Origin of the sequence: Pseudanabaena biceps PCC 7429 (assembly GCF_000332215.1) — a bacterium.
Lineage (GTDB): Bacteria > Cyanobacteriota > Cyanobacteriia > Pseudanabaenales > Pseudanabaenaceae > Pseudanabaena > Pseudanabaena biceps.
In genome coordinates, this window is the sequence record NZ_ALWB01000113.1 from 1 (window position 1) to 18,252 (window position 18,252).

20 protein-coding genes and 1 pseudogene are annotated in these 18,252 nt (G+C 43.9%); 12 read left to right on the forward strand and 9 right to left on the reverse strand.

Annotated features, from left to right (window positions below; all coding sequences use genetic code 11):
* Positions 1-46: 46 nt before the first annotated feature.
* A complete protein-coding gene (locus PSE7429_RS13325) occupies positions 47-271 on the forward strand; it encodes an IS66 family transposase (protein WP_040688644.1) in 225 nt (74 codons plus the stop codon).
* A 7-nt stretch (positions 272-278) separates the two neighbouring features.
* Here the strand turns inward: PSE7429_RS13325 and PSE7429_RS13330 are convergent.
* Positions 279-455 (reverse strand): annotated as a pseudogene (locus PSE7429_RS13330) (Uma2 family endonuclease); the annotation flags it as partial.
* A gap of 740 nt (positions 456-1,195) precedes the next feature.
* Here PSE7429_RS13330 and PSE7429_RS13335 point away from each other — a divergent pair.
* The 7 genes from PSE7429_RS13335 to PSE7429_RS13365 all read left to right on the forward strand — a co-directional run bounded on the left by PSE7429_RS13335 (position 1,196) and on the right by PSE7429_RS13365 (position 6,858).
* Entirely contained in the window at positions 1,196-2,377 is a 1,182-nt protein-coding gene (locus PSE7429_RS13335) for an NAD(P)H-quinone oxidoreductase subunit H (RefSeq protein WP_009627744.1), read from the forward strand.
* Positions 2,377-3,495, forward strand: coding sequence for an NADH-quinone oxidoreductase subunit NuoH (gene nuoH, locus PSE7429_RS13340; protein ID WP_009627745.1), 1,119 nt, complete (start codon positions 2,377-2,379; stop codon positions 3,493-3,495). Before PSE7429_RS13335 ends, nuoH begins: the two co-directional genes overlap by 1 nt.
* 58 nt (positions 3,496-3,553) lie before the next feature.
* Positions 3,554-4,141, forward strand: coding sequence for an NAD(P)H-quinone oxidoreductase subunit I (gene ndhI, locus PSE7429_RS13345; protein ID WP_173400667.1), 588 nt, complete (start codon positions 3,554-3,556; stop codon positions 4,139-4,141).
* A gap of 103 nt (positions 4,142-4,244) precedes the next feature.
* Positions 4,245-4,853 carry an NADH-quinone oxidoreductase subunit J gene (locus PSE7429_RS13350; RefSeq protein WP_009627747.1) on the forward strand — a complete coding sequence of 203 codons (609 nt, stop codon included), beginning with the start codon at positions 4,245-4,247 and terminating at the stop codon, positions 4,851-4,853.
* 165 nt (positions 4,854-5,018) lie between these two features.
* Complete coding sequence (nuoK, locus tag PSE7429_RS13355) at positions 5,019-5,324, forward strand: NADH-quinone oxidoreductase subunit NuoK (protein ID WP_009627748.1); 306 nt, start codon at positions 5,019-5,021, stop codon at positions 5,322-5,324.
* Positions 5,325-5,573: 249 nt separating this feature from the next.
* The gene (locus PSE7429_RS13360; protein ID WP_009627749.1) at positions 5,574-6,017 is read left to right on the forward strand and encodes a hypothetical protein; all 444 of its coding nucleotides are present in this window, start codon (positions 5,574-5,576) and stop codon (positions 6,015-6,017) included.
* A gap of 151 nt (positions 6,018-6,168) precedes the next feature.
* Positions 6,169-6,858 (forward strand): diacylglycerol/polyprenol kinase family protein, encoded by a 690-nt coding sequence (locus PSE7429_RS13365; protein ID WP_009627750.1) that lies wholly within the window; start codon positions 6,169-6,171, stop codon positions 6,856-6,858.
* A gap of 282 nt (positions 6,859-7,140) precedes the next feature.
* Here PSE7429_RS13365 and PSE7429_RS13370 read toward each other — a convergent pair whose 3' ends face one another.
* The 6 genes from PSE7429_RS13370 to petP all read right to left on the reverse strand — a co-directional run bounded on the left by PSE7429_RS13370 (position 7,141) and on the right by petP (position 12,393).
* The gene (locus PSE7429_RS13370; protein WP_040688646.1) at positions 7,141-7,689 is read right to left on the reverse strand and encodes a biotin transporter BioY; all 549 of its coding nucleotides are present in this window, start codon (positions 7,687-7,689) and stop codon (positions 7,141-7,143) included.
* A gap of 231 nt (positions 7,690-7,920) precedes the next feature.
* Positions 7,921-9,069, reverse strand: a complete 1,149-nt coding sequence (locus tag PSE7429_RS13375) for a beta-ketoacyl synthase N-terminal-like domain-containing protein (RefSeq protein WP_009627752.1) — start codon at positions 9,067-9,069, stop codon at positions 7,921-7,923.
* Positions 9,070-9,110: 41 nt separating this feature from the next.
* Positions 9,111-10,601 carry an Ig-like domain-containing protein gene (locus tag PSE7429_RS13380; protein WP_009627753.1) on the reverse strand — a complete coding sequence of 497 codons (1,491 nt, stop codon included), beginning with the start codon at positions 10,599-10,601 and terminating at the stop codon, positions 9,111-9,113.
* Between the two features lie 197 nt (positions 10,602-10,798).
* On the reverse strand, positions 10,799-11,860 hold the full coding sequence (locus tag PSE7429_RS13385; protein WP_009627754.1) for a Get3/ArsA fold putative tail anchor-mediating ATPase NosAFP: 1,062 nt from the start codon (positions 11,858-11,860) through the stop codon (positions 10,799-10,801).
* On the reverse strand, positions 11,832-12,149 hold the full coding sequence (locus tag PSE7429_RS13390) for an HU family DNA-binding protein (protein WP_009627755.1): 318 nt from the start codon (positions 12,147-12,149) through the stop codon (positions 11,832-11,834). Before PSE7429_RS13390 ends, PSE7429_RS13385 begins: the two co-directional genes overlap by 29 nt.
* Before the next feature lie 52 nt (positions 12,150-12,201).
* Positions 12,202-12,393, reverse strand: a complete 192-nt coding sequence (gene petP / locus PSE7429_RS13395) for a cytochrome b6f subunit PetP (protein WP_009627756.1) — start codon at positions 12,391-12,393, stop codon at positions 12,202-12,204.
* A 124-nt stretch (positions 12,394-12,517) separates the two neighbouring features.
* Between petP and panB the strand changes: the two genes are divergently transcribed.
* Positions 12,518-13,291 (forward strand): 3-methyl-2-oxobutanoate hydroxymethyltransferase, encoded by a 774-nt coding sequence (gene panB / locus PSE7429_RS13400; RefSeq protein WP_009627757.1) that lies wholly within the window; start codon positions 12,518-12,520, stop codon positions 13,289-13,291.
* Between the two features lie 43 nt (positions 13,292-13,334).
* Here panB and PSE7429_RS13405 read toward each other — a convergent pair whose 3' ends face one another.
* On the reverse strand, positions 13,335-14,060 hold the full coding sequence (locus PSE7429_RS13405; protein ID WP_009627758.1) for a DNA alkylation repair protein: 726 nt from the start codon (positions 14,058-14,060) through the stop codon (positions 13,335-13,337).
* A 68-nt stretch (positions 14,061-14,128) separates the two neighbouring features.
* Between PSE7429_RS13405 and PSE7429_RS13410 the strand changes: the two genes are divergently transcribed.
* Complete coding sequence (locus PSE7429_RS13410; protein ID WP_009627759.1) at positions 14,129-15,001, forward strand: hypothetical protein; 873 nt, start codon at positions 14,129-14,131, stop codon at positions 14,999-15,001.
* Positions 15,002-15,057: 56 nt separating this feature from the next.
* On the opposite strand, the gene PSE7429_RS13415 is transcribed toward PSE7429_RS13410, so the two are convergent.
* Positions 15,058-17,040, reverse strand: coding sequence for an ABC1 kinase family protein (locus PSE7429_RS13415; RefSeq protein WP_009627760.1), 1,983 nt, complete (start codon positions 17,038-17,040; stop codon positions 15,058-15,060).
* 152 nt (positions 17,041-17,192) lie between these two features.
* On the opposite strand from PSE7429_RS13415, the gene PSE7429_RS13420 reads away from it, so the two are divergent.
* Both PSE7429_RS13420 and PSE7429_RS23715 read left to right on the forward strand, forming a co-directional pair.
* Positions 17,193-17,579 (forward strand): hypothetical protein, encoded by a 387-nt coding sequence (locus tag PSE7429_RS13420; RefSeq protein ID WP_040688649.1) that lies wholly within the window; start codon positions 17,193-17,195, stop codon positions 17,577-17,579.
* Positions 17,580-17,647: 68 nt separating this feature from the next.
* On the forward strand, positions 17,648-17,992 hold the full coding sequence (locus PSE7429_RS23715; protein WP_009627762.1) for a hypothetical protein: 345 nt from the start codon (positions 17,648-17,650) through the stop codon (positions 17,990-17,992).
* Positions 17,993-18,252 lie beyond the last annotated feature (260 nt).

An 18,252-nucleotide genomic window follows, 5' to 3' on the forward strand; every position in this document is an offset into this window, starting at 1 on the left:
AGGCTAAAAAGCGATATCTAAAGTTACGAGAAAACCTATTCCTGTTTTGGATGACCCCACGATTCCGCCAACCAATAACTCTAGCGAACAGGCTTTGCGTTGGAGTGTAATTTTTAGAAAAGTTACGAACGGGTTTCGCTCTGATTGGGGACGTGACTTATTTGCAGATGTTCGTTCCATTGTCAATACTGGCAAAAGACAAGGATTTTCCGCTTTTGAGTCCATTCTTATTGCTTTAAATCCTCTCAAATCCTTATTCTCTATGTGTTGAGCAATTACTCGAGATTAATATCGGAATTCCAAGAGCTAGTTTCGCCGCCAGTGGGGGACATAATTACAAGTTCTCCATTCGCATTGCGCTCTAGTTTAAGTTCGGGGTTTGCCGCACATAGTTCGTAAAACTGCTCTCTAGTCAGTTTCACAATCGGATCGAGATTGATTGTATAAGCGGTCATCATCTTTACTCCGCAAAGCGTCTTTAGATCTATTTTAAGGAAACCCTCTATAAAAAATCATCAGATAGGCGATCGCCCAGTCTCACATAATTTCTTCGCTCATATAGGGAATCTGGTGAAGATCGATTTTACCTAAAAATTTCATCTATTAACCATAAGGATCGCAGTTGAGCCGTTTAGTTAACTTCACCTATTTCCCCAGATGAGCGAATTTCTTTACCTAATCAACGTGAGTTTGGGATAACTTGAAACGGGCTTTGAGAAAGGTTTTGCGTAGCAAAACCTTTCTTAAAGCCCAAAAGTAAAAGCCTTGCTACGCAAGGCTTTTACTTTTGGGCTTTTAAAACTTGCCAGCTTAACCCGAACTGACGTTAATCAGCGATCGCATAGACGATAAGCTTATGGGCATTATTATAGTAATTAATCAATGATTAGTGGTTTAATACCAGATTTAAGTCTATGATTACGATAAAATAATATATTGCCAAAATTACCGATTTGCTAGTTTTTGTCACAAATTCAAGCCTCAACATGGCGATATACTGAGAAGCATCAAGGTATATCTACTTAATTCACATAATTAATAGAGTCATTTGCTAAAGCAATAGCCCAACCAGTGACTTAAAATAACAAACGTTTAGGGTTTGTTGGGTTTACCTCAGCTAATCCTAAATAACTAGCAACAACTAGCAACCCTAGCCAAAGCAACAGTTTACAGAGTAAAGAGGCGATCGCAAATCATGGTGATGATTGAAACCAAAGCCGAACGCATGGTCATAAATATGGGACCTCACCACCCATCCATGCACGGCGTTCTCAGACTTATCGTCACGCTAGATGGCGAAAATGTAGTCGATTGTGAGCCTGTTTTAGGTTACTTGCATCGCTCAATGGAAAAAATCGCCGAAAATCGCACGATTATCCAATATTTGCCCTACGTGACCCGATGGGATTATCTCGCAACCATGTTCACCGAGGCAATCACCGTCAATGCTCCCGAAAAGCTAGCCAACGTACCAGTGCCGAGACGAGCCAGCTACATTCGCATGATCATGCTAGAACTGAGCCGCATCGCCTCTCACCTACTGTGGCTCGGCACATTCGTTGCTGATATCGGCGCTCAAACCCCATTTTTCTACGTATTCCGCGAACGGGAAATGATCTATGACCTGTTTGAGGCAGCAACAGGAATGCGGATGATGCATAACTATTTTCGCATTGGGGGAGTAGCCGCAGACTTGCCCTATGGCTGGATCGAGAAATGCGAAGACTTTTGCAATTACTTCACCCCAGTGATTGACGAATACGAAAAATTAATTACCAATAACCCCATTTTTCGGAAGCGGGTTGAAGGTTTAGGTACGATTACTCGCGACGAAGCAATTAATTGGGGCTTATCGGGACCAATGTTGCGTGGTTCGGGCGTAAAACTCGATCTACGTAAAGTCGATCACTACGAACTCTACGACGAACTCGATTGGAACGTGCAATGGGAAACCAGTGGTGACTGTCTTGCCCGTTACATCGTCCGTGTCCGCGAAATGCGCGAATCTACAAAAATGATTTTGCAATGCCTGAAGCAAATTCCTGGCGGTTCCTACGAAAACCTCGAAGCCCAAAGAGTACTTGCGGGTCCTAAGAGCGAATGGAATTCCATGGACTATCAGTTCATTAGTAAAAAACCATCGCCTACATTTAAGGTGGCGGCAGGTGAGCATTACGTTCGTGTTGAAGCTCCAAAAGGCGAACTGGGTGTCTATATTATTGGTGAAGATAGTGTCTTTCCTTGGCGTTTTAAGATTCGTCCACCTGGATTTATTAATTTACAAATCTTGCCCGAACTAGTGCGCGGCATGAAACTCGCCGACATTATGGCAATCCTTGGAAGTGTGGACATTATTATGGGTGAGGTAGATCGCTAATGTACGGTGGAATTGATTTACAAAGATCTTTAATTGAAATCCTGACAGGGCTCGGTCTACCCGCCGATGTCGCTAAAGTCATCTGGATGTTATTGCCGATGGCAGTAATGGTTTTGGGCGTAACCGTAGGTGCATTAGTTTGTACTTGGCTAGAGCGAAAAGTCTCTGCTGCTGCCCAACAAAGAATTGGTCCTGAATTTGCTGGCCCTTTTGGTCTCTTGATCCCTCTTGCTGACGTAGGCAAACTTTTAATTAAGCAAGGTACGATTCCTGCTAAAGCCGATCCTTTGCTCTACACGATCGGTCCCGCCTTGGTATTTACATCCGTCTTTTTGTGTTATTTAGTGATCCCCTTTGGTCAGAACCTCATTATTTCTGACATTGGTACTGGCGTATTTTTTATCATTGCGATTTCTAGCGTTGCTCCCATTGGTTTGCTGATGGCAGGGTATTCCTCTAACAACAAATACTCGCTCCTTGGTGGTTTACGGGCTGCCGCACAGTCAATTAGCTACGAAATTCCTCTGGCTCTGGCGGTATTAGCGATCGCTCTGATGACTAACGGCTTAAGCACTATTGATATCGTCAATCAGCAAGCGGAATATGGGATTCTCTCATGGAATATTTGGCGGCAACCGATCGGCTTTGTCATCTTCATCATCGCCGCGCTAGCTGAATGCGAACGTTTGCCCTTTGACTTACCAGAAGCTGAAGAAGAACTAGTTGCAGGTTACCAAACTGAATATTCAGGTATTAGATTTGCTTTCTTTTATGGCGGTTCCTATGCCAACTTGTTACTAGCTGGTTTGCTGGCTTCCATCCTTTATCTGGGTGGTTGGGAATTACCATTTCCTATTGACAAAATTAGTGATGCTCTAGGGATCGAGGCAAATACCGCTTGGTGGCAAGTTATCGCCGCCTTTATCGGACTAACAGCAACCCTAGTTAAGACCTACGCCTTTATTTTCTTTGCAATTCTCTTGCGTTGGACAGTTCCCCGTGTACGGATCGACCAATTACTAGATTTGGGTTGGAAGTTCTTGTTGCCCATTGGACTGGCAAATTTACTAATTACCGCTGCACTCAAGTTAGCTTTTCCTTTTGCATTTGGTGGGTAGTCATTAGCTTTTAGCCTAACCCAAACAACTATTTCAACAAAAACAAACTAACACTATGCTGAAATTTCTTAATAAAGTTGGCGAATATACCAAAGATGCCGTTCAAGCAGCGAAGTATATTGGACAGGGGATGTCGGTAACATTTGACCACATGCGTCGCCGCCCGATTACGGTGCAATATCCTTACGAAAAGTTGATTCCCTCGGAGCGCTTTCGCGGACGTATTCACTTTGAGTTTGATAAGTGTATTTCCTGCGAAGTCTGCGTACGTGTATGTCCGATTAACTTGCCTGTAGTTGATTGGAAATTCAACACAGAAATGAAGAAAAAGGAACTCAAGAGTTATAGTATCGACTTTGGGGTCTGTATTTTTTGCGGTAACTGTGTTGAGTACTGTCCTACTAATGCGCTATCCATGACCGAGGAGTACGACCTATCCACCTTCGATCGCCATGAGTTGAACTTTGATAATGTTGCTCTCGGACGGATGCCAACCAAAGTTACTGAGGATCCTTTAGTAACGCCAATTCGTGAGTTGGCTTACTTGCCCAAGGGTGTGATGGAAGGACATGAGGTTCCTTATACGGCTAAGCGTGCGGGGCTACGTCCTGAAGAAATTGCCGAAGCTACTGCTGAGAATAAATAAAAATCACAGCAAAATATCAAGGTACATAAGGTACAACATCAAGGTAAATGGGACTAAGCAGCGTTTATCTTGACTCTAGGTAAGACTATTGAAGGAGATTTTAATGAGTAATATCGGTCTAGGTGATGGTTCGCAAACCGTATCCCTAGTTGTCTTAACAGGAATGCTAATAGCTTCAGCAATGGGCGTAGTTCTGTTACAAAACATAGTCTATGCAGCCTTTTTGCTCGGTGCATGTTTTATTAGTGTGGCGGGGTTGTATCTACTCCTGAATGCTGATTTTGTCGCTGCGGCTCAAGTTTTGATCTATGTTGGTGCGGTAAATATCTTGATCCTTTTTGCGATCATGCTGGTTAATAAGCGTCAAGATTACCAAGATGTTAAGTACGGCGCTTTACGTAGCGTGGTTACAGGGGTTGTTTGTTTGGGGCTATTTGCACTATTGGGAGTGACGGTAACTTCGACAAATTGGGCGATCGCTCCTAGTATTGCCAAACTGCCTTCAACAATGGTTGTCATTGGTCAGCATTTCTTTAGCGATTATCTGCTTCCCTTTGAATTAGCCTCGATCTTGCTATTAGTCGCATTAATTGGGGCGATCGTTTTGGCTCGTCGCGAGCTCGTCCCCGATGTGGTAAAAGTGGGTCAAGTTGATGAAGAATCCCTTGAGTTACTGGAAAAGCCTAAAGAGCAACTTGTCGCTTCTAAATAGATCGATCGCTACCGATGGTAATGGTCACGCTCTAAGTAACTCAGCATAATTAAAATCCAGATCTAAAACCTGCGGCGCACGCGCAGCTTGCACCGCAGGTTTTAGGGTTTTACATTTAATTAAGCCCACTTACTTATTAGTAATTGAAATTAATAGTAAACAGATATGTCTTTAGAACCCTTTTTGATTATTGCTGCCGCTTTGTTTTGTATTGGCATCTATGGATTAATTACCAGTCGTAATGCCGTGCGCGTATTAATGTCGGTGGAGTTGATGTTAAATGCTGTCAATCTTAATTTGATGGCTTTCTCTAACTTTCTCGATTCTGCAAGTATTCGGGGTCAAGTCTTTACGATCTTCGTTATTTCGATCGCTGCTGCTGAAGCTGCCGTGGGACTAGCGATCGTTTTATCAATTTATCGCAGCCGCGATACGGTTGATATGGAGCAGTTTAACCTGCTACGTTGGTAAAATTGCCCAATTAAATAGCTCAAAAAAGATGAGTGGCGATGCAAAGCATCGCCACTCATCTTTTTAGTTTAAAAGTCTGTACTGTTTATTTGTAGTAACGTAAGGTTTTCTTAGGACATAAACCGCTAAAGATGAGTGGCGGCGCTTCGCGCCGCCACTCATCTTTAGCGGTTTATGTGTTGCTATAGTTAATTTAGTTTATTTAATTTAGTTTATTTAACTGTTGCACTTAATTGTACTTATTTAGATATGACTCCTTATCAAATTGGCTACCTAGTTGGGACTTTAGTAACTCCGCTCATCCTGATGCTAGTTATTGGTACTATTTACTACTGGATTAAAGGCGGACGGATTCCTTATCGTCAGGCAATCCTGAGTCGATGGGTGATTGTGGCGAGTTTAATATTATTTCTGCTTGGATTGTTTGGGCGAGCGAGCTCTTACCTCCAGCAAGAGTCGAGTCATGTTTATCCTGAAAGGGATATTAAAGCCTTTACTGAGGGTTGTGTCGGTAGTGCTAAAAAAAAGTTAGATATTAAGGCGGCTGAAAGTTTTTGTACCTGTTCCATTACAGAAATTCAAAAAGCCTATACCTATGGTGAATTCAGAAAGTTCGATGCAGAGATGAACCAGCAAAAGTCCATGCCATCTGGGATTAAAAATATCGTTACCTCATGCGCTCAAAAGCCTTGATTCTATATGCGGATGGTGACATCGTGGCGCGAACGGTAATATTTTGGCTAATAATTCAAGCACAATTCCTAAAAATTCGAGAACAACAAATGGTTTAGGATTGATATATAAATATTTTAATTTTTATAATTTATAATAAGTAGCCTGCCCTATGATCGCAACTAGCGAAATCTCGCCCATAGCTACTCTATCGATGCAAATTAGTGCGGTATTGGTCTGGCTCGGCTTAGTATTTCTGACTTCAAATATCTTGCACCGTTTCAAACAAGATCCAGAGTTAGTTCGCAAAGTTGTCCATATTGGCACGGGTAACGTCTTACTGATCGCTTGGTGGCTGCATTTTCCCACATGGTTATGTGTGAGTGCGGGAGTGACCTTTAGCGCGATCGCCCTAGCCTCTCACTACATAAGTGTTTTGCCCATGCTCAACGATGTGGGACGCAAAACCTACGGGATATTTTATTATGCTCTCAGTATTACGATTTTAGTAGCGCTACTGTGGGATAGATTTCCTGAATATGCGGTAATCGGTGTGATGGTGATGTCTTGGGGCGATGGCATGGCAGCACTCATCGGTAAACGCTTTGGCAAACATACTTTTGTCCATATGGGCAATAAGCGCAGTCTGGAAGGCTCCTTTGCTATGTTTGTCACTAGCGCGATCGTGATGGTGATTATTTTGGTGCTAGCTAATGGTTTTCGCTTCCGCGATCTTGGGGTTGTCATTCCTGTAGCGGCGATCGCCGCCATTCTCGAAGCCTTCTCTCCAGGGGGAACTGATAATATTTCCGTTCCCCTTTCCTCCGCTTTTTTGAGCTATCTGCTGGAATCAACACTCTAATATCAATTCACGAAAGTGTAACAACACTTTTGTGAATTAAAAAACAAACCCAGTAAGGGTTTTCAAAGCTGAAAATGGCGTAGCCATTTTCAGCTTTGGGATAAAACTCCAAAACCCGCGGCGCACGCTGCGCCGCAGGTTTTGGGGTTTTATATTTAATCGCGCCTAGCTACTTATACCAATTCCCAAAAGTGTGGCTACACTTTTGGGAATTAAAAACCAAACCCAGTAAGGGTTTTAAAATCACAAAATGGCGTAGCCATTTTGTGATTTGGTATAAAATTAGTAAAATAATAACTTCCGTGAAATAGTAGCGATCACGATAGTGGCACATACAACTAAAAACTGTCCTGATAAAACTTGGACGGAATATTGCCAGAATGAAGTTTGAATGGCACTAAAATTAGGTATTTGGATAGCAACTAAATAGAAGATTCCCACCAGATGAATTGCTAATAGCCCGCCAAAGCAGCTTATAGCCATGCGAGCTAAGCTCGGTGGTCTTAAAAAAGCGAGAAACCCACAGAGCCATCCACCCGCGACAAATCCTAACAGATATCCAAAAGCTGGAGATTTGAGATAGCTTAAGCCGCCGCCTTGGTAAAATACGCCAAAACCGCTCAAACCCAAGATAATGTAGGTGGTTTGCGATAGGAGCGCTGCTGAGCGTCCGCCCAGACAACCTGTCAAGAGAACTGCGCCGATCTGCATGGTGACGCTGATCGATTCGATCGCTACATTATTTCCTTGATTGGTGAGGGATGGCAAAAGCATGGATGGGCGAATAAAGGTGCTAGCAATTGTTAGCAACAGTCCAGATAAGGCCCACATTAGCTGCAACGTTTTTGGCACGAGTATCTCAGTCAGAAAATAGATGCAATAGGTGATTGCTCTGCATATTTTGCAGAATAGAACAGAATAGAATCGTACATGAATTTGGACTCCTAAGTATCTAGGCGCAATTAAATATAAAACCCAAAAGCTGTAGCGTACGCTGCGCGTGCGCTACAGCTTTTATATCAAGTTAAGAAATGGCGTAGCCATTTCTTAACTTGGTATTATTTAGTCATGGGATGGTTGACCAAAGGCTACGATCGCATTTTGTCCGCCAAACCCAAAACTGAAATTGAGGGCATATGGCAGATGGGGCGCTTGTTCGACCTGTCGGACAAAGTTGAGGTTAAAGGCTGGCGTTTTCATACCTACGCAGGGTGGTAAAAGGCGATCGCGCAAGGCTAACAAACAAAATGCGGCTTCGATCGCCCCTGTTGCCCCCAGAGCATGACCCGTCGCCCCTTTCGTCGCACTAACTTTGCAATCAGGAAAAATCTTTTGGACTAATTCTGCTTCACGGGCATCATTAATAGGGGTGGCAGTACCATGCAGATTAATGTAACCCACGTCGGTGGCGGAGATACGAGATCGCCTTAGGCAATCCTCGATCGCCCGCATCGCCATCTGATTGTCAGGATGGGGGCTGGTGGCATGATAGGCATCATTGGTAATGCCCCAGCCCAACACTCGACCATAAATATTTGCGCCGCGCCGCTTTGCGGATTCTAGGGACTCCATCACCATTACGGCGGCTCCTTCACCTAGGGCAAAACCATCACGTTCTTGACTGAAGGGATTTACGCCTGAATTAGTTAATACATTGATTTTTTGAAATCCCGCGATCGTTAAGGGGGTAATTGCGGCATCCGTTGCCCCTGCGATCGCCAGATCGCATTGACCAGAACGAATTAATTCACAAGCCTGAGCGATCGCCCAGTTTGCTGTGGCACAGGCTGCCATAGGTGCCAAGACTGGGGCATGGGTCTGCAATAACTGGGCGATTTGGGCGGAGAGATTGGCGGGCTGGCAAGCCCACCATTGATTCTCACTGCGAAGTTGTTGGGGCGCATTTAGCAGTAATTCTAATTCCCGCTGATTACTACGACTAGAACCAATTACCAAACCGCAGTTAGGTAAGGGTATAGACAAATCGGCATCAGCGATCGCCTCTAAGACAGCTTTTTCTAGGAGGTTTTGAGATCGGGATGCATGGCGATCAGTTTCTAACTGCGCGATTTTGGCAACTGGGATTTGGAATTGGCGATCGGGTTGAATTCCTGAAATACCTTGCAGTAATTGTTCCCAAGTACTTTCACGGTTATGACCGATCGCCGTAATCATGCCAATACCTGTGACGACCACTGTTGGCGGATTCATGGCTATATCGCCAGAGCGTCTATTCCCAGAGTGCATCGATATTAGGGAAGCCATCGCGGAAATGTACCGAACATGGAAAGAACTTCGGGTTGTGCTGAAGCCGTGCTGGAAGAGTTAAGAGGTAATATGATTAGCTGCGTTGGAGCCTTGGGAGTACGGGGATTTCTGGTAGCTTGAGCCGAATCATCGGCATTATTTTGAGAATTAGTTGGCTCGCTGCTGGGAATTGCGGAATTTAAGAGAATTGATTCTCCATCGGGGGCAATACTGAATTGAATTTCTCTTTGGGATGGAAGTTCTAAAAGCCTTTTTAACTGAGCGGATTCCAGATTGATCGCGGCAAGGTAGGGCTTTTCGCGGAAGATATTTTTAGCGGGATCCTGCTCGACATCGGTAAGTAAACAATAGATCGTTTTTTCTTGCGGATCAAATTGAGCGCCAAGAATTGACCCACTAATTTTGGTGAGTTCCTTTTGTAATCCTTGGTTATTTACTAAATATAGCGATCGCGTGTAGTCTTTATTAAATTTGACCGTGGCTGCCTGCGTACCACTTCTCCCAAAACTTAGGACTGTGCCGAACCTTGGAAGAAAGTCCAACGGCGGGGCTTGCGGCTCAAGGGGCAAAATCGCAACTCCTTCACCTTGAGCGATCGCCACCGACGCGCTATCGGGCGTGAACATAAAATCGCCCCCTGGTTGATTTTCAAGGGATCTGGCGGGTTTGTCCTCTTGGATGAGCCAGAGTCCGTAGCGCCCGACCTGTTGACGGCTGAGACGCTGTACCAAAATGTTCTTGCCATCGGGCGAGAGATCGAATTTGAAGTTTTGATAATCATCACTACCAAGAATGGGTTTGATTGTGGGTTGATTAGAAGTCAGGTGATCTTCGCGATCGATTCCTGTCGTTACCACATAAAGTTTTTGATCGAGTAAGTTTTTTCCCACCCCATCGATCGCTCCAAATAGAATTTTTTGGCGATCGGGATAAACGCGAAAATCTAATACCGTTAGATTGGCAGGCGTTAAAACCCGCTTCTCCTTCTGTAAGGTATTGTAAATTATAAGTCTACCTTTGTCTTCACCCTGCGAACCAATGTAGGCAAAATATGGGTTTGGAGTTGTGAAACTCCCTGTAAAGGGCTCGATCGCTTTTTTCTGTCCCGATTCACTTGCAAAGCGATCGTAGGCATTTTCTAGTTTGACTTGATAGGATTTACCATAGGTGGCTGGGGCTATGGGAGTATAGGACATCCGCCGTGACGACCAACTGATTTTGCCTGTGAGGGGTGGCTCGAATTTAAGATTCTTTTCGACACTATCGCGATCCATTGGACGATTGAAGGTCAGTGCAAACGATATATTAGTGGAATCAATGCGCTGACCCTGCCAACTAAATTCTTTCACCTGAGGGGCGGTGCGATCGCCTACCCATAATAATATGGCGATCGCGATGCTCAGTAACACAACTAAGCCAACGGCATAGCGATCGAGTGGCTGCGATAATAATTTAAAGCGAGGGCTAAGTTGCATATAAGCTTATTTCTATCCCCAATTCCATATAGTTTTAGTAGTCATCTTTGATCAAAACTCTGTAATTACTTAACTAATTAAGTAGCTAAGGTAAACTTAAAACCTAGAAGAGAGTAACGACCGCATAGCGGTCGTTACTCTCTCTGGTTTTAGTTTTTAATTATGCTGAACTACTTACCATATTAACAATTCAATTTTTAACCGAATGAAATAATTAAATAAGAATCTTGAAATTTTGCGCCTGTGGCTTGCTTGCCTGCTAATTCATTGGGCAAGAAAATATTACGGCGTTGATCGCCAGCTTCGATGGTGACTTCGGGACCTAACTGGATTAGTTTGACTTGTTTTTTATTGAATGTGGGCAAAAATAGCTTGACTTGCTTTGTTACGGGATTTATTTCAATGGGTTTGGGGGCGAGATTGGCAAGGTGATCGGGAATGCTTAACTCAGTCACCTGATCGGGAATTGACAATACTCCAAGGGGTTCAAAAATTTCGTCACTAATGGGAGCCCTAGAAAGAACACCACCAACGGTTAAGCCCACCTGTTGGGCACTACCCCATAGATATTTGGCAGTGGCGATCGCATAGGGATCACCAGTCGTAACTAGATAGGCGGCTACGCGGCTAGGATCGTTCACCGCTTTTTGACCGCGTGTTAATACCGATGACATTTCCCCAGCCTGTTGCGAAATATCATCACTGCTAGAAACTTGGAGAATACTTCTTAAAATTGGCTCGACAAAAGGCGATATTGCTTGTCCGATCGCCGATCCTGTTAATACCTGTTTAAAGCGCCTCAGATACCAGCCTAGAATTTCTGGCATTCCTAACATCCGTAAGGTCTCTAGATCGCCAGTGCCATCGTAGATAATTACGTCATACTTACCTTCAGCATCGCGCTCACGTAAAAAACTTAACCCCAGCGCTGAATCCATTCCTGGCAAAATCCCCAGCTCTTGACCATATACCTCTTTAAAAAAGGGAGTGCGCAGGTATTGCGTTTCCAGCCCTTTCATCTTGTCCCAATACTTTTCTAGTAAAACCGTTGACTGTAAATGTACGGCTGTAAAATTTGGCGCAATCAGTTGGGGCTCAATACTTAGCTCGGTGTTAAGTCTCATGCTGAGATCATCACCAGCCTGTTGTCCAACATATAGAACCTGTTTGTTTTGGTTAGCAAAAGCACGAGCAATGGCGATCGCCGCTGTCGTTTTGCCAACACCACCTTTACCGAGAAATGTCAGAATGAGGCTCATTGGGCTTATGCACTAGCTTTTTAAGATGGGGACTGGGTGTGAAGTGGGGAACAATGACTTCGGGAATCGTCATCGGTTGATGGGTGCGTGGATGGCTGGCGGAGCGGGCGCGACGATAGCGGACAGAAAATCTACCAAAATCACTCAACATAATTGACTGATGATTGGCTAAGGCTTGGGAGAGACAGGTTATAACTGCCTCAAGACTTGCGGAAGCCATACTATAGGTTAGCCCATCAACCTCTGCCATCATGCCCCGAATGATATCTTGACGGTTAATATCTGCCATAGGGCTTACTTAATAATTAAGATGTCGCGCGTTGCGCGACATCTTAATTCTTTTAGGCTGATTCTAGCTCATCCGCAAAAAACCAAGACTTACTACTGTCAGAGAATTTGACAATGTAGCCCCATTTGCTGCCATCCATAATTTTTTCTTCTTTGATAACTCCGATCTCGCCGACTTTGCTGGCGATCGCTTTGCCACTACCATCCTTGAAACCACGAACACGAACTTTTTGACCAACTTGCATAATTTTTGATTCTCGTACCGAACTCAATTAACCTTATTCAATTGCTTTAAAAAGTTTACATTAGATGTTAGCCCTATTAATTTTTTGATAAGCCACGAAGCTTTAACTTACGAGGAACGCCCCGATGCCCATAACGATCGCCCAATTGCAAAAATGGAAACAGCAGCAGAAGCCCATCGCAGCGCTGACGGCAAGTGACTACGCGATCGCTCAACTACTGGACAAAGCAGGCGTAGATATGATTTTGGTGGGGGATTCCATGGCAATGGTTGCGCTAGGCTACAAAAACACATTGCCCATTACCCTCGATCACATGATCCACCATGCCCAAGCAGTTGGCAGGGGGATTAGCAACGCTTTGCTCGTTGTCGATTTGCCATTTCTCAGCTATCAAGTCAGTATCGAAGAAGCCATGCGATCGGCGGGACGAATTTTTAAAGAGACGGATGCCAAGGGCATCAAGCTAGAGGGGGGGTATCCAGAGATGGTGGAGACCATCCGCAAATTGGTACAGGCGGGAATGCCTGTGATGGGACATTTAGGACTAACGCCCCAATCTGTCCATCGAATGGGTTATCGGGTTCAAGGTGGCACTCCTGCTGCTGCTGAAGAAATTCTGTTTCAGGCAAAGGCATTGGTTGAGGCAGGTATTTTTGCCCTGATATTAGAAAATATTCCTTCAGAATTAGCTGCCCAAATTACAGGTCTAATTTCCGTACCAACGATTGGTATTGGGGCGGGAACTGCCTGCGATGGTCAAATTCTTGTTACCCACGATGTTTTGGGCTTGTCCGATTGGCAACCTCCCTTTGCCCGTAAGTATGCGGATCTGCAAAGCACGATTACCAACGCGATCCAGCAATATTGTCAAGATGTTCGTAATGGTAGCGATCGCTAGGTTTTCAAGGTAAGAAATGGCTACACCATTTCTTACCTTGGTATTATTTGGATAGATAGGCTTTTCGTCTGGACTCATCAAAATGCTCGATCGCATAGCGCAGCATCGTACGCGGCATTTGTTGATAATGGGCATCTAGGAAATCCACTAAAACTTGACGCTCCTGTTTGCCCACCTCCCGCAACATCCAACCGACGGCTTTATGGATGAGATCATGGGAATGCTGTAAAAGAATGATGGCAATCTCAAGGGTATCCGTAAATTGTTCGTGTTTGATAAATTCTAGGGTGGATACAATGGCGATTCTCTGTTCCCAAAGGTTGAGCGAGCGGGCTAGTTTGTAGAGAATCATGCGGTCTTGGTGTAGTAAATGCACACCTAGAATTTGGCGACAGGCTACATCTACTAAGTCCCAATTGTTAATCCATTGAGTGTGATTGAGATAGAAGTTAAAAATTTCTGTTCGACCAGTTGCATCAGCCTTGGGAAATTGATAGGTAAGGATTAACAAAGCTGTAAGTCGATATTCATGAATGTCGGTTTGTAATAGCTGTTCTAAATCTTCAAGGCTAAGGTGGGTATACCTTTTGGCGATTTTTCTTTGCTCTGGAACCGTAATACCCAAAAAGCGATCGCCTTCACCATATTCACCCTTCCCAGTTTTAAAAAATCGCGCAAGAGTAATCGCTTTGGCGGGGTTAGCCAGTGCATCTAGATCGCCCTTTAAATCTCTCTTTAAATTTCCCTTTAAATTGTCGTATGCTAACATGTTTTTTAGGCTGTATTTCGTTTATGTTAACCCTTGTTTGCCCTAGTTCAGATGATAGGTAAAATCAAATGCTAAGCGCACCCGTGGGATATAAAACCCAATCGATCGATACATCGATTGATGCGGAATTGTATTTGTTTAATCGTTTGAAAGCGCTAACTGTAATTCAAAAAGCCGAAAAAGTTAGTAATTGGACAAAAGGTTGTTTGGAGCTTTGTTTGATTGGGATTCAACAAAGATATCCAAACATAAGCTTGCAAAAATTACGCTACGAATTTGTCAGAGCTACTCTAAAATCAAATTTTCCCAATACTATTTATCAAATTATTGCTGAATGTGCTCGACCAATTATGCTTACCGATCCGATCTCGCTTGCGCTTGATATAGCAGAAATTTTTAATAGCTTAGATATTCCCTATTTAGTTGGTGGATCGGTTGCAAGCACGTTGATGGGAGAGCCGCGAGCCACAGAAGATGTAGATGTAGTGATTGATTTAACTATGGAAAAAGTCATTCTATTATTGCAATCTATTCAGCCAAGATTCTATGTTTCTGAAGATGCGGTTAAAGATGCGGTTAGATTCAAGCAGTCGTTTAACTTAATCGATAATGAATCTCTAGGAAAAGTCGATATTTTTGTGCTCAAAGATCGTCCTTTCCCTCAAATTGAATTTCAACGTCGGCAATCGTACCTAGTTCGACAAAATCCTGACCAAATGCTAGTATTGCCAACTCCTGAAGATATTATCTTGCAAAAATTAGTTTGGTATCGGATGACTAAAAATGAGTCGCAGAGACAATGGCGGGATGTTTTAGGGGTACTAAAATTGCAAGGCGATCGCCTAGATTTTGATTATTTGCAAACATGGGCTGGCGAACTCAGTCTCAGTGATTTACTAGAGACAGCCTGTTTAGAATCGGGGATAGAGCTTTTCTTCTGATAAACAGAATGGGCGACGCTTTGCGTCGCCCATCCTTTTAGCTTCTCTGTTGGCTTTTACCAACTACGACCATTGACCGATCGCCGTAAACCTGAAGAAGTACCTGAAGAAGTACCAGAACCGACTAATTCTCGCTCTTCGACCAGAGGCGTTTTCTGGGAATTATTGATGAAATCCTGCTGCTTATCATGTTGATATTTTCTCTCGTCGCGAAGTAACATTTCCCTGACCGCACGCACTAGCGATCGCTGAGCCAATTTAGAAATCACATCTCGTCCTAAGGTCAGGGTTTGACGCTTACTGAGAATCCTTGTGGCTAAGGGCAAAATTTCCGTCGGAGAGATGGCATTATCTTTCTGAAGGATTGACCATAACCTAGCGATATAGTCCAAACTGGATGGAGTATCAGTCTTCGCGATCGTCGCTTTGATTTGCGGATCGGCAACAATATCACCGATGAGGGAACTGCGCAGTCTTTCGGGCAGGCGTTTGCTTGTCTCAACTTCTATACCTTTAACGATCTCATCAATGATGCGATCGTGCATAAATTCACTGCGATCGGAAAGTAAGAAGTCAATTCCTTTGTCTAGAGTTCCACTCAAATCATAGTCAGGGTTAGTTTGAGCATTACTCAATAGATTCTCTAAACGATTCCAACGGAATTCCCCATCGCGGAATAGTAAATCCTTAAGAGCCATTCTGAGTTCGGGCGCGGAGTCATTTAATAAACGATTGGCTACATAGGGATAAGCAACAGCTAAAACCTTGAAATTAGGATCGACGCTAAAGGCAATTCCCTCTAAAGTAACTAGCGATCGAATAATCAATGCGTAGTAGGCTGGAACCTGAAAAGGATAGTCATACATGATCTGGGAAAGCTGATCGGTCATGTCTTTAAAATCCATTTGCGTCAAGCTTTGACCCTCAGGGGGATTAAAGACTTCAGATAGGGCGGGAACGATCGCGGTAAAATCAATATCCTCGGTCAAAAAGCCCAAACGTACATAGTCCTTAGAAAGCGCGGCAAAATCACGATTGACTAGATGGACGATCGCTTCAATGAGTCCAAATCTTTGTTCTGCGGAAACTTCGCTCATCATGCCAAAGTCAAGGTAGGCGAGTTTACCATCGCCCATGACCAGTAAGTTGCCAGGGTGGGGATCGGCATGAAAATAGCCATAGTCAAGCAACTGGCGTAAAGAACATTGCACGCCAACTTCAATAATGTGACGGCTATCAAACCCTGATTCTTTGACTTTTTCGACATTGGTGAGCTTGATGCCTTCAATCCATTCCATCGTCAATACTCGCTTAGCGGTGTATTGCCAATAGATCTTAGGAACATAAATCCCTTCAAGCTCTCCGTAGTATTTGGCAAATTTTTCTGCGTTTTGACCTTCAAAGGTATAGTCCATTTCTTCAAAAATGCGGCTGGCAAATTCATCAAGAATTGCCGCTAAATTGGTACGCACAAATTTGAAGGTCTTTTTTAACCATGTGGCAATGCCGCGCAGAATGTACATATCAAGGGCGATGCCCGCAGCAATATCGGGACGTTGTACCTTGATCGCCACGAGTTCGCCTGTTTTGAGCTTGCCTTTATAAACCTGTCCGAGGGATGCCGCCGCGATCGGATTATCGGAAATCTCTGCATACACGTCCAAGGGATCAGCCCCTAGGGCATCGCGAATGAACTGAAAAGCAATTTCATTAGGAAATGGGGGCAATTGGTCTTGTAGCTCTGCAAGCTCGTCCATGAATACGGGTGGGACGATATCAGGGCGAGTGGACAGGGCTTGACCGATTTTGATAAAGGCTGGCCCCAGACGGGTTAATAATTTACGCGATTCGATCGCTAGTTTCTTTAATTCGGCTGTTGAGGATTTAGCACTGAAACGAAGCCTCAAAAATAACCAGATGAGGGGTACAAAAATCACTATGCATCGCCACCAGACCCGCAAAGGTTGATTGCGGTAATAGTTTGCGATCGCATTGATATCGTAGCGATCTAACTCAAAATCTGTTTTGGTTGCGGACATAGGATTTTAGGTAGGATTTTAGGAGGCTCATCTACAAATTAAGTCTATAGATTATTTTAACAATTTGTTACAAGATTCGGGATAGGTCTCTAGGCTTAAGTTTGCAATTAGCGCAGTATCTCTGCGAATAGGGTAGATGCGAATACGGTAGAATGGAAACTAGATTTTTATTCATTGCTGCTATGAGTCAAACTGATAACCTTGAAGAGCGCTTTCGTGAATTGGAACGCGAAGTAATGGGCAACAAGCAACAGGCAAGTAGCCAGCCCCACGATCCTAATAAACGTGCTGAACCAGAATTTATTGCTGTAGAAAAGAGCGTAGATGCTGCTAAAAGCGGACTTGGAAGTCTCATTGCTTGGGTAAATAGTCTGACTGGAGCGACCAAAATCGCGGCGATTATCGTCATTGGCTTAGTTGCTTTTACATTGCTGAATTTTGTGTTTAAGCTGGTCACTGCGGCGATCTCCATTGGCATTATGGCTCTAGTTGGATTTATTTTGTACAAAGTATTCTTTGAACCATCTAACATTAAGTAATCACATATTGCTTCATCAAGACTTTCCCTGACAATCAAACCATCACATGTCGATTGGGACTAAATTCTATGACTATTTCTCGTGCATCTCGCCGCCCCATTCAACCGAAGTTGCGTTCTATGCCTCTGCGTAAAACCCCATCGGCTTTATATATCCAGATGCATCAGCTTGCCAACGAGAAAGAGCGCTTACAACAAGAACTGGTGCGAGTATGCGATCGCCAACAACAAATCATCAATCGCCTTGCCGAGCTAGATCGCGATCTCGCGCAGTTAGATAGTGAAGTCGAGAATAATGCGGTGAACTTGGAAATGACGGAAGCTCAATTTGCGAACAAAATTAAGGCTAAACCCCTTGAGACAATTCGTACCACCCGTGGCATAACTTACGAGAGTATGACCATCGAATATTAAAGATTCAACGTACCTCAGCATAATTAAAATCCAGATCTAAAACCTGCGCCGCAGGTTTTAGGGTTTTATATTTAACTAACGTGAGTTTGGGATAATTTGAAACGGGCTTTGAGAGAGGGTTTGCTACGCAACCCCTCTCTTAGAAACCATTTAAGAATTGGATAGATCCGCCCAGCCCCCCTTAAAAAGGGGGGAGAATTAAATTCCTCCCCCTTTTTAAGGGGGATTGAGGGGGATCTCTTAGAGTTTTTGACCACAGA

What these genes read in the sequence shown, in the direction of transcription:
- PSE7429_RS23715 (WP_009627762.1), top strand. Translation starts at nt 17,648, where the DNA reads ATGACTATTTCTCGTGCATCTCGCCGCCCCATTCAACCGAAGTTGCGT.
- nuoH (WP_009627745.1), top strand. Translation starts at nt 2,377, where the DNA reads ATGTACGGTGGAATTGATTTACAAAGATCTTTAATTGAAATCCTGACA.
- PSE7429_RS13415 (WP_009627760.1), bottom strand. Translation starts at nt 17,040, where the DNA reads ATGTCCGCAACCAAAACAGATTTTGAGTTAGATCGCTACGATATCAAT.
- PSE7429_RS13365 (WP_009627750.1), top strand. Translation starts at nt 6,169, where the DNA reads ATGATCGCAACTAGCGAAATCTCGCCCATAGCTACTCTATCGATGCAA.
- PSE7429_RS13420 (WP_040688649.1), top strand. Translation starts at nt 17,193, where the DNA reads ATGGAAACTAGATTTTTATTCATTGCTGCTATGAGTCAAACTGATAAC.
- petP (WP_009627756.1), bottom strand. Translation starts at nt 12,393, where the DNA reads ATGCAAGTTGGTCAAAAAGTTCGTGTTCGTGGTTTCAAGGATGGTAGT.
- panB (WP_009627757.1), top strand. Translation starts at nt 12,518, where the DNA reads ATGCCCATAACGATCGCCCAATTGCAAAAATGGAAACAGCAGCAGAAG.
- PSE7429_RS13350 (WP_009627747.1), top strand. Translation starts at nt 4,245, where the DNA reads ATGAGTAATATCGGTCTAGGTGATGGTTCGCAAACCGTATCCCTAGTT.
- PSE7429_RS13410 (WP_009627759.1), top strand. Translation starts at nt 14,129, where the DNA reads ATGCTAAGCGCACCCGTGGGATATAAAACCCAATCGATCGATACATCG.
- nuoK (WP_009627748.1), top strand. Translation starts at nt 5,019, where the DNA reads ATGTCTTTAGAACCCTTTTTGATTATTGCTGCCGCTTTGTTTTGTATT.
- PSE7429_RS13335 (WP_009627744.1), top strand. Translation starts at nt 1,196, where the DNA reads ATGGTGATGATTGAAACCAAAGCCGAACGCATGGTCATAAATATGGGA.
- PSE7429_RS13370 (WP_040688646.1), bottom strand. Translation starts at nt 7,689, where the DNA reads ATGTGGGCCTTATCTGGACTGTTGCTAACAATTGCTAGCACCTTTATT.
- PSE7429_RS13360 (WP_009627749.1), top strand. Translation starts at nt 5,574, where the DNA reads ATGACTCCTTATCAAATTGGCTACCTAGTTGGGACTTTAGTAACTCCG.
- PSE7429_RS13385 (WP_009627754.1), bottom strand. Translation starts at nt 11,860, where the DNA reads ATGAGCCTCATTCTGACATTTCTCGGTAAAGGTGGTGTTGGCAAAACG.
- PSE7429_RS13380 (WP_009627753.1), bottom strand. Translation starts at nt 10,601, where the DNA reads ATGCAACTTAGCCCTCGCTTTAAATTATTATCGCAGCCACTCGATCGC.
- PSE7429_RS13405 (WP_009627758.1), bottom strand. Translation starts at nt 14,060, where the DNA reads ATGTTAGCATACGACAATTTAAAGGGAAATTTAAAGAGAGATTTAAAG.
- PSE7429_RS13390 (WP_009627755.1), bottom strand. Translation starts at nt 12,149, where the DNA reads ATGGCAGATATTAACCGTCAAGATATCATTCGGGGCATGATGGCAGAG.
- PSE7429_RS13375 (WP_009627752.1), bottom strand. Translation starts at nt 9,069, where the DNA reads ATGAATCCGCCAACAGTGGTCGTCACAGGTATTGGCATGATTACGGCG.